This is a genomic window from Streptomyces sp. NRRL F-5135, assembly GCF_000719775.1.
In the GTDB taxonomy this organism is placed as follows: domain Bacteria; phylum Actinomycetota; class Actinomycetes; order Streptomycetales; family Streptomycetaceae; genus Streptomyces; species Streptomyces hebeiensis.
Genome location: NZ_JOHR01000006.1, coordinates 189,536 through 202,744, shown reverse-complemented (window position 1 = coordinate 202,744; position 13,209 = coordinate 189,536). Strand labels below are relative to the sequence as shown.

Below are 13,209 nucleotides of genomic sequence, written 5' to 3'. Positions count from 1 at the left end.
TCAAGCCCGCCTGCCGTGGACGAAGAACACCCGCCGTACCCCCGGCTCGCCGCGCGGGGGCACGGGGTCGGGCCAGCGTCCGTAGTCGGCGTCCTCCTCGCCGGGCTGGACCGCCCGGACCGTGTACCCGGCTTCCTCGAACAGGGCCTCCGGCTCGTCGGTGCCGAACAGCCAGGGACAGCCCCAGCCCGCGAACACGTCCAGCAGGCCGCGCATATGGGGCAGGGTCAGCGCGGCGGCACCCACGATGTCCGCCGCTATCCGGCTGCCGGGCGCGGAGAAGGCCGCCACCCGGTGCAGGATCCGGCGGGCGTCCGCCTCGGGGATGTAGTAGAGAAGCCCTTCGAGAAGCCAGACGGAGGGCACGGCAGGGTCGTAGCCCGCCGCCTCCAGACGCCGCTCCCAGTCCTCGGCGGTGAGATCGGCCGCCACCTCGCGGTGGTTCACCCGGGGCACGGCCGTCCCCAGCCGGTCCTCCTTGTACGCCAGCACGGCCGGCCGGTCGAGCTCGAACCAGCGGACGCGGTCCGGCCAGCCCAGCCGGTAGGCGCGCGAGTCCATGCCGGCCGGTGCCAGCACGATCTGGGGCGTCGACGCATCCCGGGCGGCCCGCTGGAGGTAATCGTCGAAGAACCGGGTGCGGATCGCGTTGTAGTCCGGTGTGCTGGGCAGTGTGCGCGCGCGGCCGGGCGGAAACGTGGCGGCGTGTACTTCGGCGAGCAGTCCGGGGCCGGTCTCGCCGGCCAGCGCCGCGGCGTACGGGTCCTCGTAGAGCCGGTCCTCGCGCCGGCTCTCCACGGCGCGCAGGGCCGCGGTGAGCAGGGCGGTCCGTTCGACGGCGTCCAGTGTCTCGGTCGTCATGGTCGGGTCTCCTCGTCCGTTCCGGTCAGCCGGGCCCATTGCGCCGGGTCCTGGCGGAAGATGCGGTCCTTGACCTGGGTCGGCCGGACGCCGTCGGCGACGGTCCGCTGCCAGTCCGTCACGAACGCGTCGCGGCTCAGCGTCCGCAGCGACAGGGCGCCCAGCCGCCCCTGGTCCCGGGCCGCCCGGTAGCCGGCCGACTCCCGGCCGAGAGCCGCGTCCAGCAGCACGCCGACCCGGTCCGCCTCGTCCTCGCTCCACGGCAGCCGCGGCGCCACGGCGAAGTCGTAGGCCGCGGGGGTGCCGCCGGGGCGGCCCACCCGGCAGGCGGCGTTCAGCACCTCGAGCCCGGTCGCGTCCAGCGCGGCGCGGAGCGCCCTGACGACGTGACCGTCGCGCAGCCGCTCCCCCGCGTGGTCGGAGCGGGTGGCGCGCCCGGTGTACTCCAGCCTGGGAACGCCGTCGGCCCGGTCGACCACGCGGACGACGTCGCCGACCGCGTACCGGTACAGGCCACCGACATGGCTGAAGATCACGTGGTAGTCCCGGCGCGGTTCGAGCTCGTGCGGCAGGAGGGTCGGGGTGTCGGGCCCCAGGTCCTCGTCGGCGTCGGCGAACTCGTACAGCGAGGCCGTCACCACCAGGCTCCCGGCCGAGGCGTGCCGGTCCAGGGCCACACCCACCGGCCCCTCCGAGGCCGCGACGGGCGCGGGCAGCAAGGTGACTCCCGGGCCGAACTCCTCCCGCAGCCTCGGCAGGTACAGCGAGGCGAGGCCGGTCGTCCAGCAGAACAGCGCGCGCACGCGGGGCCACACCTGGGCGGGCCGCACGGTGCCGTGGCGATCCGCGTACCCCGCCAGTTCGGCCGCTCGCTCCGGATTCGGTTCGCCGTGGGGGACCCCTCCCACGGTGCCGTCGCGGATCTCCTTGACGATCCGCTCCCACCACAGGTTGAGCTGGTGGGGGACCGCCGCCACCATGGCCGGATTGATACCGATCACACATCGGATGTCGCTCTCCACCGCGAGGCGCAGCCGCAGATACGTCTTCTCCAGGTGCGCGTCCGGATCGACCGGGACCGGCAGGGCGGCCCACCGGGCTCCGGTGCCCGGTTCCGCGGCCAGCGGCTCGCCGAACGCCGCCCCGAAGTCGACCTGGCTGGCTCCGACGTGCGGCCGTCCGGAGGCCGTGGTGGGCGGTGCGGACAGCGGGTCCTGCTTGAGATTGAGCACCGCGTCGGGGTGGTCGAGCACCTCGGGGAAGTGTTCGATCAAGGGGGCCCAGGCCGCGTAGTAGAAGGGGAAGAAGGACGTGCGCATGAACCGCGGGGTCACCGGGATCTTCTTGCGCGCGCCGGTGCTGCCGCTGCTGGTGAAGAACAGGGCGGGCGGGTCGGCGGTGAGCACCCCGTCCGCGCCCGCCGCCGCCCGCTCGATCCACGGTTCGAGGTCGGCGTAGCCCTGTACGGGGACGGCGCGGCGAAAGTCGTCGACCGTCCGGATCCGGCCGAAGCCGTGCGCGCGGCCGTACTCGGTACCGGCGTTGAACTCCAGCAGGTCGGTGAGCACCCGCCGCTGGTGGCCCGCCGGGTCGGCGAAGGCCGTTCGCAACCGCCGCCGTTCTTCGAAGACGCGGTCCCGGTACCGGTCGAGGCGCCCCGGGCCCGTCCCCCTGTCAGCCGAATTCATCAGTGAGCACCTTCCCTATCGCGTCGGTGGTCCGGACGGGGCCCTCTCGCTCGCCGAGCACGGTCACGGGCAGGTCGCGGATCTCCTCCCGCATGGCCTCGGCCAGGTCCCGCTGGTAGCGGTCGAAGCCGGCGCGCCCGGGCCGTTCGCCGTAGTACTCGAGGCGGTTGAGCCGCGCGCCCCGCCCGCAGCGCTGCCAGGCGCTCTCGGGGCTGACGTCGAGGTAGATCACCCTGCGCGGCCTGGGGAAGGACCGCCACCAGCTCACCATCGGGTTGTCCGCCGCGCCTGCCAGCCGGCACTTGGCGAGCAGCTTGTAGTAGTACGAGTCGACGACGGCGGGCCTGGCCGGGTCGCCGGTCATCAGCCGGTCCCGGAGGTGGACGACGGCCGCCTGCACGATGGTCGTCAGGAAGTCGGGCGACCACGTGGCCGCCGGCGCCACCGCCACGTCCTTGACGACATCCCGGCGCAGCCGGCCGATCAGGGCGTGCTCGGGGGCGAGGAACGCGTCGTCCACCGAGAGCAGCCGCCAGGGCGCCGAGGAGCGGCGCAGACCGGTCAGCGCCGACGACTTGCCCGCGTAGTCGGGGCCCAGCAGGACGCAGAAGGCCGGGCCGTCCGCGGCGGAAGGGGCCTGGGGCCCGGGGAGCGGGGCGTGAGTGAGGGTGGACATGGAGGTCACTCCTTCCTGGCGGTCGCGGTCGCGGCCGCCGCGCCGGCCTCGGGCGTACAGCCGGCGAGGCGGGACCTTCGCAACACGGGTCAGGCGCGTCCCCGCGCGAGAGCCGAGGCGATCTCCACGCAGCGCCGGGCCTGGAACTCGACCGCGGCGAGATTGTCGGCCGTGGGCGCCTCGGTGCCGTTGAAGGACACACTGCTCGCGCCGTAGGGATTGCCGTTGGTGGCGGCGAACTGGATCCCGTCCGCGTACCCGGGAGGGACGATGACCGAACCCCAGTGGTAAAAGGTGTTGTTGAGGGCGAGGAGTGTGGACTCCTGACCGCCGTGCGCGGTCGAGGTGGAGGTGAACGAGGAGACGACCTTGTCCACCAGCGCGCCCTGTGCCCACAGAGGACCGGCCGTGTCGATGAACTGCTTCAACTGGGCGGCCGGCAGACCGAAGCGGGTCGGTGTGCCGAAGAGGATCACATCCGCCCACTGAAGGTCCTCGACGGCCGCGACGGCGAGGTCGGCGGTGGCCGCGCGGTGTGCGGCCCAGGCCGCGTTGGACGCGATGGCCTCCGGCGGGGCGAGTTCGGCGACCTGTCGCAGGCGGACCTCGCCGCCGGCCTTCTCCGCCGCTCCGGCGGCGGCCCGGGCCAGCTGGTGGACATGGCCGGTGGACGAGTAGTGGATGACAGCGACGTTCGTCACGTGCGTGAGCTCCTCACCTGGAATACGGGCGGGCACCTCGGAGAACACCCGCCTGACCGGCCGGACAGGGCCTGGGGGAAGAGCCTCGCTCCCGCCGCGAGCGACGGACAATCGACCGGCGCGTACTTGGTCACCTACGGGGAGGGGCCGCGCGCGAACAGCGCTCGGGGCCCTGCGCCCCGCCGCCCGCCGCGTCCGCGGCGCCGCGACAGCCGCTGGTCAGCGGCGTATTTGACCGCCTATTGACTAACTATCACCACGGCTGTGGCACACGGTCGCCGACGGGTGCGAGGCTGACGGCACCAGCATCGTCGGTCGAACGGGGATATCCAATGGGGGACATCGACTTCCGCCTCCTCGGTCCGTTACGGGTCGAGTGTGCCGGCGCGTCATTGCGGCTGGGCGGGCCGCGCCAGCAGACCTTGCTGGCCCTGCTCCTGCTGGAGGCCAACCGGGTCGTCCAGATGAGCTCCATCATCGACGCGATCTGGGACGAGAGGCCCCCCGCGTCGGCGCTGTCCCAGGTCCGCATCTGTGTGTCGTCGCTGCGCCGGTCCTTCGCCGACCTCGGAGCGGGGGACGTCATCCGGACCCGGCCGTCCGGGTACCAGCTCCATGTCGACAGGGAGGCGCTCGACCTGTACCGCTTCCAGGACCTGGTGGCCCGGGGCAGGGCACGGGCCAGGGAAGGCGGCCTGGAGGAGGGCGTCGGGCTGCTGCGCGCGTCGCTGGAGCTGTGGCAGGGACCGGTCGCCGCGGGGCTGGGGAGCCTGAAGCTCCGTAACGCCGCCGCGTTCGCCGAGGAGGAACGTCTCTCGGTGGTCGAGGAGTGCCTCGACAACGAACTCCGGCTGGGCCGGCACCACACCATCATCGGGGAACTGCGCGACCACGCGGCCGAGCACCCCTTCCGTGAGTCGTTCACGGCCCAGCTGATGCTCGCGCTGTACCGGTCGGGACGGCAGGCGGAGGCCCTGGAGCTGTTCCGGGAGGTACGGGCCAGGTTCGTCGGGGAACTGGGCCTGGAGCCGGGCGCCGCGCTGCGCTCCCTGGAGTCGGCCATCCTCGCCGGCGACACGGACCTGCTGTACGTGCCGGCGCGGCGGTCGGCTCACCCCTCCGCGAACCCGCCCGGGGCCGCACCGTCCGAACCGCCGACGGGAGCCGCCGCGGACCGGCTCGACGAACTCGAGCGCGAGAACAGCCGGTTGCGCGCGGAGCGTGATGTCTTCAAGCAACTCGCCGCGTCCTGGCTCCATGTGCTGACCAATACTGACTGAACCCGATCAATATCGACCAAGAACAACCTCTTAATCGGTTCGATACGCCCCTCACGAAGTCTCTTCCCCCGGAGGCAACACGAGCTGGGGGGCAGTGCTGTGAATCAACCGCGGGACGGCGTCCTGGTGCTGAAGTTCGGGGGCACCTCTCTCGCTTCGGTGGACCAGATCCACGCCGTGGCACGACGGGTGGCCCGGGCGCGGGCGACGGGCCGGCCGGTCGTGGTGGTCGTCTCGGCGCGGGGCGGAACGACGGACGAGTTGCTCGCGCTGGCTGCCGAGGCGGGCGCGCTGCCGCCACCGCGTGAGGTGGACCAGCTCCTGAGCACCGGCGAGACCGCGTCGGCGGCGCTGCTGGCCATGGCGCTCTGGGAGGCGGGCGCCCCGGCGAGTTCGGTTTCCGGCGCGCAGACCGGGATCCGGGCGGCCGGGCGCGCCGGGGAAGGCATCGTCGCCACCGTCGACACCGCGCACATCGAGCGGCTGCTGGGGCAGGGGCACGTGGTGGTGGTGGCCGGGTTCCAGGGAACGGCCGGCAACGGCGATCCGCTCACCCTGGGCCGAGGCGGCTCGGACACCACGGCGGTCGCACTGGCCTCGGCACTCGGCGCCGCTCGGTGCGAGATCTACACGGACGTGGACGGCGTCTACACCGCGGACCCGCGGATCGTACCGGAGGCCCGCCTCCTGCCCGGCGTACCCGTCCGTGTCATGGAGGAGATGGCGTTCGCCGGGGCCCGTGTCCTGCACACGCGTGCCGTCGAACTCGCGGCCCTGACCGGTGTGGAGATCCGCGTCCTGCACGCCGCGGGTGACGGCGCCGGCACGTTCATCCTGGACGAACGGAGAGAGACGATGCTGGAGACAAGGCCCACCGTCGTGGCGGTGGTGCACGACCTCGACATGGTCCGGATGGTCATCCGGGTCCCCCGCGCCGCGGGGATCCGCGCGACCGACGTCTTCGAGGCGGTCGCCACGGGCGCGGTCCCCGTGGACATGGCCGCGTTCACCGGGACCGGCGAGGACCGGCTCACCGTGAGCATGACCGTGAGCAGGTCCCACGTGACGGCGCTCACCGGCGTCCTGGGCCGCCTGATCGAGCGGTGCGGCGGCACGACGCGGGTGTACGAGGACGAGGGCAAGGTCTCGCTGGTCGGTACGGGACTGCTCAGCCGCCCCGGGTACGGCGCCCGGATGCTCTCGGCCCTGGCCAGGGCGGGCGTCGAGGTGACCTCGGTGGCCTCCTCGCAGCTGCGCGTGTCGGTGACCGTGCCCGCCGACCGCACCGTGGCGGCGGTGGACGTCCTCCACCGGGAGTTCGAACTCGAGTCACCGGTCGCGGCCTGAGCCGTCGCTCGCCCGGCCCGACCGGCTACAGGAGATCACATGGCAATGGAACTGAACACTCACTTCGGCCGCCGGCTCAGACTCCGCCGGCTGCACCGGCACCATCTCTCGCGGTTGCTGATCGTGCCGCTCGACCACTCCGTCACCGACGGCCCCGTGACCGGCGGCAGCGGAGTCAACTCCCTGGTGGGCGGGCTGGCCAGGGCCGGGGTGGACGCCGTGGTGCTGCACAAGGGCGCCCTGCGCTCCATCGACCCCGGTTGGTTCGCGGACGTCTCGCTGGTCGTACACCTGAGCGCGAGCACCGTGCACGCCCCCGATCCGAACGCGAAGTACCTCGTGGCCAGTGTGGAGGAAGCGGTACGGCTGGGCGCGGACGCTGTCAGTGTGCACGTCAACCTCGGCTCGGCCGGGGAGGCCCGCCAGATAGCGGACATGGCCACGGTGGCCGACGCCTGCGACCGCTGGAACGTACCGCTGCTCGCGATGATGTACCCGCGCGGACCCAAGATCACCGATCCGCGCGCTCCCGAACTGGTCGCCCACGCCGTCACCCTCGCCGCCGACCTCGGGGCCGACCTGGTGAAGACGCTCTACGTCGGCTCGGTCGAGGAGATGACGGCCGTCACCCGGGCCTCGCCCGTTCCCGTGGTGGTGGTCGGCGGGCCGCGCGTGGCCGACGAGTCCGAACTCCTCCGCTACGTGGAGGAGGCCCTGCGCGGCGGCGCCGCCGGTGTCGCCATGGGCCGCAACGTCTTCGCCGCCGATGATCCGGAGGCGACCGCGCGCCGCCTCGCCCGGCTGATCCACCGCGAGCTGGTCACGGTCGAGAGCCTGCTGTGACCCCTGCCGCGACGTCCGGGCGCGGTCCGTGCCCGATTCGGCCGTACCGGCTCCGGCCGTACCGGCTCCGGCCGTACCGGCTCCGGCCGTACCGGCTCCGGCGGTACCCGGCCGTCCCGCACCTCATCCGCAACACAACCGATCGTGAGAACAAGGGAGTCGCACAGTGAAGTTGGTCTGGTTGGACATCCGTACCGTCGGCGCGAGGCAGGCCGTCCTCGAAGAGGCCCTGCACCAGCGAGTCGACGCCGTGGTCACCGACGACCTCGCCGACCTGGAGGGGCTGCCGCCCACCGTCAAGAAGGTCTTCTTCCCCGACGGCAAGGAGCTGCCGGCGGAGTTCGGGGCCGCCGACGTGGTCGTCGTCGACCCCCGGCGGCACGGGCTCCCCGCCGAACTCGCCGTACGCCACCCCGAGGTGGAGTTCGGCAGGTTCACCGAGATCATCGACGCACCCACCCTGGAGGACGCCTGCCGGTCGGCGCGCGACGAGCGCTGGAGCGTGCTGCTCTTCCGCGACCCCACCAAGATTCCGCTGGAGATCGTGATCGCCGCGGCGGCCCGGTCGACCGGGAGCCTGATCACCGTGGCCCAGGACGTGGCGGAGGCGGAGATCATCTTCGGCGTCCTGGAGCACGGCTCCGACGGAGTCATGATGGCTCCCCGCAAGGTGGGCGACGCCACCGCGCTCAAGGCGGCGGCCGAGGTGGGTGTGGCCGACCTGGACCTCACCGAACTCACCGTCACCGCCACCGAGCACATCGGCATGGGCGAGCGCGCCTGCGTGGACACCTGCAGCCACTTCCGGGAGGACGAGGGCATCCTCGTCGGCTCCCACTCCAAGGGCATGATCCTCTGCGTCAGCGAGACGCACCCGCTGCCCTACATGCCGACGCGGCCGTTCCGTGTCAACGCCGGTGCCATCCACTCGTACACGATCGGAAAGGACGAGCGGACCAACTACCTGAGCGAGCTCAAGGCCGGCAGCAAGGTGACCGCCGTCGACATCAAGGGCCAGACCCGGTTGGTGACCGTCGGCCGGGTGAAGATCGAGTCGCGTCCGCTGATCTCCATCGACGCCGAGGCACCCGACGGCCGCAAGGTGAACCTCATCCTCCAGGACGACTGGCACGTCCGGGTGCTCGGCCCCGGCGGCTCGGTGCTCAACAGTACCGAGCTGAAGCCCGGCGACAAGGTACTCGGCTACCTGCCCCTGGAGGACCGGCACGTCGGCTACCCCATCGACGAGTTCTGCCTGGAGAAGTGAGCACATGACCACGACGGGGCACCAGCGGATCTTCGACGCGCACGCTCATCTGGCATCGGGCGAGGGCGCCGCGGACCGGCTCCTCGAGGTCATGGACAGCTGTGGGATCGATCGCGCCGTCGTCGTGGCCGGCGGTGTGGTCGATCCCGACCTGCTGTCCCGGCAGATCATCGAGGGCGGCTGGGTCGACCGCGACGCCGACAACGACGGCGTACGCCGGGCCTGCGACCGCGCCGGCGGCCGGCTCGTCCCCTTCTTCTTCGCCAACCCGCACCGCGCGGGCGCGGACTACCGGGCCGAAGGCCGGCACTTCCACGGTCTGAAGCTCGCGCCGTCCGTGCACGGGGTGCCGCTGACCGACCGCAGGCACGCCTCGCTGGCCGCGCTCGCCGAGGAGTACGGGCACGGCGTCTATCTGCACTGCGTGCACCGGCCCGGATTCGGTGTGGCCGACCTGGTGACGCTGGCGCGCGGTTTCCCCCGTGTCACCTTCGTCCTCGGCCACGCGGGCGTGGGAGACATGGACCTGTACGGCATCGACCTGATCTCCCCGCTGCCCAATGTGGTCCTGGAGACCTCCGGCGGGTACTCCGCGGTCGTGCGTGCCGCGCTGGACCGGCTGGGCCCGGCCCGGGTGCTGTTCGGCACCGAGTACCCGTTGCAGCACCCGAGCGTCGAGCTGGCCAAGTACCGCTCCCTCGGCCTGACCGGCCGGGAATGGCGCCGGGTCGCCTGGGAGAACACGAGCGCACTTCTCGGAGGGACCTGACGATGAATCCCACGGCCGACGTCACAGCGCGCGGCACCGCCCGTCCCACGTCGCACCCGACGGCGCGGCCACTGCCCGAACTCGGGCAGTGGGCCTCGCTGGACGAACTCTACGCACTCCAGGACCGGGCGCTGCCCGCCGCGCTCGCCCGGGCGCGCACCTCGCCCTTTCTCGCGCCGCGGCTGCGGGGCCTGCCCGCTTCACCCGCCTTCGCCGATCTGGCGCGCCTGCCCCTCACCACCAAGGAGGACCTCCGCGACGCCCACCCGTTCGGCATGCTCGCCGTGGACCGCACCGAACTGGCCAGCTACCACGAGTCCAGCGGCACCTCCGGCACACCCACGCCCTCGTACTTCACCGACGCCGACTGGTACGACATCACCACGCGCTTCGTACGGAGCGCCGTCGCGCTCGGCGCCGCGGACACGGTCATGGTGCGCACCCCGTACGCCATGCTGACCACCGCCCACCAGGCACACCAGGCGGCCCGGTTGCGCGGTGCCACCGTGGTGCCGGCCGACAACCGCTCCCTGGTGACCCCGTACGCGCGGGTGGTGCGGACCCTGAGCGACCTGGCGGTGACCATCGCCTGGTGCCTGCCGAGCGAGGTCCTGCTGTGGGCGGCCGCCGCGCGCGCGGCGGGGCTCGACCCCGCCCGGGACTTCCCGGCGCTGCGCGGCTTCCTGGTGGCGGGAGAGCCGCTGACCGAGGCCCGCCGGACCCGGCTGACCGAGCTGTGGGGTGGCGTGCCCGTACGCCAGGACTACGGTTCCACCGAGACCGGCAGCCTCGCCGGTGAATGCCCCGAGGGACGCCTGCACCTGTGGGCCGACCGGTTCGTGGCCGAGGTGTACGACCCCGGCAGCGGCCGCCGCTCCCGGCACGGTCGTGGACGTCTGGTCCTGACGACCCTGTTCCGCGAGGCGATGCCCCTGGTCCGCTACGACCTGGAGGACACCGTCGAGGTGTCGCCCGAGGAGTGCGGCTGCGGGTGGCGGCTGCCCGTGATCCGGGTGCTCGGCCGTACGGCGGGCGGCTTGCCCGTGGCCGGTACCAGGGTCGCCCCGCACGACCTCGAGCGGCTCGTCTTCGAACTGCCCGCACGCCACGGCGTCCTCTTCTGGCGAGCCCGGGCCGGAACGGGTCTGCTGGAGATCGAGATCGAGGTGCCGGAACGTCACCGGGCCGAGGCGACAGAGGCGTTGCGCACGGCGGCACGGGCACGCTTCGGCGTCCCGTGCGAGGTACGGGGCGTGCCGGAGGGCACCGTCGTCCCGCTTGACACGCTGACCCGCGGCCATGAGTTCGTCAAACCGAAGAGCCTCTTCGGACCGGGGGAGGACTGGGACAAGGCGCTCATCTACTACTGACGCCCCGCTGACGCCCCCCGATTCCTCCTGACGCCCGCCACCGGGCCCCCCGCGGCCGATGAACCCGCGGGACGGCCGGCGCCCCCTCATCACCGACAACCGGGAGACATCCCATGCCCCTCACCGTTCCCGCCTGGGCGGCGCCCGCTCCCGGCGCCCCCCTGGAACCCATCACCATCACCCGGCGCGACCCCGGTGACCACGACATCCTCATCGAGATCGCGTACACCGGCATCTGCCATACCGACCTGCACCACCTCCGCTCGGACTGGGGGCCCGGGATCTTCCCCCTCGTGCCCGGCCACGAGATCACCGGCACGGTCACGGCGGTGGGCCCGGCCGTGACCCGGTACGCGGTGGGGGACCGGGTGGGCGTCGGCTGCCTGATCGACTCCTGCCGCCGGTGTCCCGCCTGTCTCCGGGGCGACGAGCAGTACTGCGCCAGGGGGCACACCGCCACGTACAACTCCCGCGACGACCGGGGCGAACCCAACCACGGCGGCTACAGCACCCATCTCGTCGTCGACGAGCGGTACGCGGTACGCGTACCGGACGCCCTCCCCCTCGACCGTGCCGCGCCCCTGCTGTGCGCGGGTGTCACCGCCTACGCCCCGCTCGCCCGGCACGGGGTGACGGCCGGGACCCGGGTCGCGGTCGTCGGCCTGGGCGGCGTGGGGCACCTCGCCGTACGGATCGCCCACGCCATGGGCGCCGAGGTCACCGTGCTCAGCCGGTCGCCGCGCAAGAAGGACGACGCGCTGCGCCTCGGCGCCACAGCGCTCCACGCCACCTCCGATCCCGAGGTGTTCGAGAAACTGGCGGGCTCCTTCGACCTGATCCTCAACACGGTCTCCGGGGACATCGACCTGGACGCCCATCTGCGCCTGCTCGGCCTGGACGGCACTCTCGTCGGGCTCGGGGTCCCCGAACGCCCCGTCACCTTCGGGATGTTCTCACTCCTGCTGGGCCGCCGCTCCGTCGAGGGCTCGCTGTTCGGCGGTATCGCGGAGACCCAGCGCACCCTGGACTTCTGCGCCCGGCACTCGGTCGTCGCCGAGACCGAGAAGGTGTCCGCGGCCGGCCTCAACGAGGCCCTCGGCAGACTGGGGACGGGGGACGTGCGCTACCGCTTCGTGATCGACGCCGCTTCGTTCGCCTCCCCGCCGGCCACCGCCGGCCGGTAGTGGTCGATGAACAGCAGGCCGACGAGTTCCCCGCGTGAGGACACGCCCGTCTTCTCGAAGATCGCCTTGATGTGGTCGCGCACGGTGTGCGGGGAGAGGAAGAGCTGAGCGGCTATCTTCTCGGTCGACAGTCCCCGGGCCACACAGGACGTCACCTGCAGTTCACGTTCGGACAGTTCACAGGCGTCGGCGACCAGCGGCATCACGTCGGACACCTTCGCCGGTTCGAGCACCACGGCGGAACCGCCGACCGAACCGTCGGCCTGCCGCATGCACGTCGCGTGGCACACCAGCCACCGGCCGCTCCGCGTGCGCAGTCTGATCCGGGCCGTGGCGCGGTCGCGCTCCCGCGAGGCCGCGCGCGCCCGGATCGCGACGGTGTGCAGCCAGGCCGGCACCCGCAGGCCCAGTGCGCTCGGCGCGGAAGGTCCCGCGGGCAGCTCCGCCAGGAACAGGCGTGCCTCGTCGTTCACCGACACCAGCGCTCCGGTGGGGTCGAAGAAGAGCAGCCCGGGCCCGGCGGCCGCGTCGGCCCCGTTCGGCACCGCCGGTGGCGGACCGGCCGGCCTCGGCTCCGCGTACGAGCGCAGCCGCTTGGCCAGGGGTGTGACCAGGGAAGAGACGAACGCGGTGTCGTCGGAGTCGAAGGCCCGTCGGCCCCGCGACCGGAACAGGCTCACCGTGCCCTGGGGCCGCCCGCCCACCCTGAGCACCACCCGCAGTTCGTCGTGCAGTCCGCGCGGACACATGAAGTCCCGGTAGACGGCGCTGCGCCCGGGATCGCCGGCGGTGCTCGCGCGCAGTCCCGCGACGGGCACCGGCGCCTGTGCCAGCTCGCTGTAGAGATTGACGCGCTCCGTGAAGAGCTCGATCTCCCAGTAGTTCGCACAGCCCTTGTCGTCGATGTTCTCGGCGTGCACGGGCGCCGTCATGATGCCCGTCTCGGGGTCCGTGACACGCCACACAGCCGCGTCGTACGGCAGGAGCCGCCGCAGACGCTCGGACACGTCCGCGAACATGCTCAGCGCGTGCGGCGCCCGCTCCGCGCGGGCCAGTAACTCCGCCCGGTTCGAACGGGCGTCGACCGTGCTCTGGGACATGTGCGGGCCTCCCGCCCTTCCGCGGCGCCGGACACGGCGTCATATGACGCCACATGCCATCACAGCGCTCAACCGGCCACCCCCACAAGCCTATTCCCCGGCACGACCCCTCAATCGAGGGAT

The 13,209-nt window shown here is 72.4% G+C and carries 12 protein-coding genes; 7 read left to right on the top strand and 5 right to left on the bottom strand.

The window, feature by feature from the left end; all coding sequences use genetic code 11:
• The 4 genes from IG02_RS0111485 to wrbA all read right to left on the bottom strand — a co-directional run bounded on the left by IG02_RS0111485 (nucleotide 1) and on the right by wrbA (nucleotide 3,926).
• Entirely contained in the window at nucleotides 1-861 is an 861-nt protein-coding gene (locus IG02_RS0111485; RefSeq protein ID WP_030745040.1) for a class I SAM-dependent methyltransferase, read from the bottom strand.
• A complete protein-coding gene (locus IG02_RS0111480) occupies nucleotides 858-2,549 on the bottom strand; it encodes a GH3 family domain-containing protein (RefSeq protein WP_030745038.1) in 1,692 nt (563 codons plus the stop codon). Before IG02_RS0111480 ends, IG02_RS0111485 begins: the two co-directional genes overlap by 4 nt.
• Nucleotides 2,536-3,225, bottom strand: coding sequence for a hypothetical protein (locus IG02_RS0111475; RefSeq protein WP_199814000.1), 690 nt, complete (start codon nucleotides 3,223-3,225; stop codon nucleotides 2,536-2,538). Before IG02_RS0111475 ends, IG02_RS0111480 begins: the two co-directional genes overlap by 14 nt.
• Before the next feature lie 89 nt (nucleotides 3,226-3,314).
• Nucleotides 3,315-3,926, bottom strand: coding sequence for an NAD(P)H:quinone oxidoreductase (gene wrbA, locus IG02_RS0111470; RefSeq protein WP_030745034.1), 612 nt, complete (start codon nucleotides 3,924-3,926; stop codon nucleotides 3,315-3,317).
• Between the two features lie 332 nt (nucleotides 3,927-4,258).
• Here wrbA and IG02_RS0111465 point away from each other — a divergent pair, with 332 nt between their 5' ends.
• The 7 genes from IG02_RS0111465 to IG02_RS0111435 all read left to right on the top strand — a co-directional run bounded on the left by IG02_RS0111465 (nucleotide 4,259) and on the right by IG02_RS0111435 (nucleotide 11,986).
• Complete coding sequence (locus IG02_RS0111465) at nucleotides 4,259-5,206, top strand: AfsR/SARP family transcriptional regulator (RefSeq protein ID WP_051764862.1); 948 nt, start codon at nucleotides 4,259-4,261, stop codon at nucleotides 5,204-5,206.
• 99 nt (nucleotides 5,207-5,305) lie between these two features.
• On the top strand, nucleotides 5,306-6,553 hold the full coding sequence (locus tag IG02_RS0111460) for an aspartate kinase (protein ID WP_030745030.1): 1,248 nt from the start codon (nucleotides 5,306-5,308) through the stop codon (nucleotides 6,551-6,553).
• A 45-nt stretch (nucleotides 6,554-6,598) separates the two neighbouring features.
• Nucleotides 6,599-7,396, top strand: a complete 798-nt coding sequence (locus tag IG02_RS0111455) for a 2-amino-3,7-dideoxy-D-threo-hept-6-ulosonate synthase (RefSeq protein ID WP_030745028.1) — start codon at nucleotides 6,599-6,601, stop codon at nucleotides 7,394-7,396.
• 166 nt (nucleotides 7,397-7,562) lie between these two features.
• Nucleotides 7,563-8,663, top strand: coding sequence for a 3-dehydroquinate synthase II (locus IG02_RS0111450; RefSeq protein WP_030745026.1), 1,101 nt, complete (start codon nucleotides 7,563-7,565; stop codon nucleotides 8,661-8,663).
• Between the two features lie 4 nt (nucleotides 8,664-8,667).
• Nucleotides 8,668-9,432, top strand: coding sequence for an amidohydrolase family protein (locus IG02_RS0111445; protein ID WP_030745025.1), 765 nt, complete (start codon nucleotides 8,668-8,670; stop codon nucleotides 9,430-9,432).
• Between the two features lie 2 nt (nucleotides 9,433-9,434).
• Entirely contained in the window at nucleotides 9,435-10,802 is a 1,368-nt protein-coding gene (locus IG02_RS0111440; protein WP_078854395.1) for a phenylacetate--CoA ligase family protein, read from the top strand.
• Nucleotides 10,803-10,915: 113 nt separating this feature from the next.
• Nucleotides 10,916-11,986 carry an NAD(P)-dependent alcohol dehydrogenase gene (locus IG02_RS0111435; RefSeq protein ID WP_030745023.1) on the top strand — a complete coding sequence of 357 codons (1,071 nt, stop codon included), beginning with the start codon at nucleotides 10,916-10,918 and terminating at the stop codon, nucleotides 11,984-11,986.
• Here IG02_RS0111435 and IG02_RS0111430 read toward each other — a convergent pair.
• The gene (locus IG02_RS0111430) at nucleotides 11,926-13,086 is read right to left on the bottom strand and encodes a helix-turn-helix domain-containing protein (protein WP_051764861.1); all 1,161 of its coding nucleotides are present in this window, start codon (nucleotides 13,084-13,086) and stop codon (nucleotides 11,926-11,928) included. The two genes, IG02_RS0111435 and IG02_RS0111430, sit on opposite strands and share 61 nt — an antisense overlap.
• Nucleotides 13,087-13,209: the final 123 nt, after the last annotated feature.